General features: G+C 59.8%; 1 protein-coding gene. It reads left to right on the top strand.

Going from position 1 to position 1,128, the window contains the following annotated elements; all coding sequences use genetic code 11:
* On the top strand, positions 1–1,128 hold a 1,128-nt coding region (locus A2I95_RS40975; RefSeq protein ID WP_291738023.1), incomplete at both ends, for a hypothetical protein.

The following is a 1,128-nucleotide window of genomic DNA, read 5'->3' as shown; positions in this document are numbered from 1 at the left end:
TTCTGGCCGATGACTTTGCGCATTTCATGGCGCTTGACCCGGACCGCAAGGCGCTGGCTGATGCGGCCCGCGGGGTCTCGGTCGGCGATCCGGCGATAGATGACGCGGCGCGCGAAATGGAGCGCCTGTATGATGCGGCGCAGGTGGACAAGGCTGCGAAGAAGTTCAAGGACGGCATCAAAAAGCTTGACGAGGTTGCCACGGTTCATGGCAAGACCGCCAAGGTGCGCAAGCAGCGGACAACCTATGAAACCCAGCGCCCGAATGCCAAGACCTGGGTCGACAGCTGGGCTGGTCTGGCGGCTGCAATCAAAACGCTGCTGACCGATAAGCTGGATGAAGCAAACGGCTATTACACCGATTCAGATGTGGCCACGACCAAGGATTACGGCGAGTCCCTGAAGAAGCTCGGCAAGTTCTGGAGCGTGCGGCCCTTCATTGAAAAAGAAATCCCGGTTGTTCAGCAGTATGCGCCCAAACTAACGGCCTTTGAGGCCAAGCTGAAGGATTTCAAGGACCACGACGGTGCCTCGGGCATTCAGGTCATCATATTGAAAATGGAGGCGGATCTTGCTTCGGCCAAGGCGGAAGCTGTTCTGCACAAATACTCAACCGCGCTGACCCTTCTGGATGCCACCCAGGGCGATTGGCCCGCAGCCACGGCCCAGGCGGATGCCTGCAAGGCCTACAAGGAAAAACGGCTGGCGGTTCAGGGCAAGATCGACCCCCTGAAGAATGTGGCCCAGGCGGCACCGATGCTGGAGGATGCCAAGGCACTGATGGCTGAGGCGGCGGCAGCGGCGCTGAAGCTGGATTTCACCACGGCGAACACCTGCGTGGCGGACGCGGAAAAACGGGTGGACAGCGCCAAGGCGGCGGCGGAAGCCGCGGTCGAGCTGGACGGGATGACCGATACGGCAGCGCTTGATGATCTGAAAAAGAAATGGGACCCGGCGTTCAAGGTCTTCACCGATATCCGCGACAAGGTTGTTGCGGCGGATGCCGGTAATGATTTCACCGCGCTGATCGCCAAGGCGCAACTGCCCGCGGCAGAAGCGGAAAAAGCCAAGACGGCCAAGAAATACGACGATGCCAGGGCGCATCTGGACAGCGCCATTTCGAACCTGA

It is taken from the genome of Leisingera sp. F5 (assembly GCF_001593695.1).
Note: the sequence above shows the minus strand (reverse complement) of the source record. Positions and strands in the feature narration are given on the sequence as shown.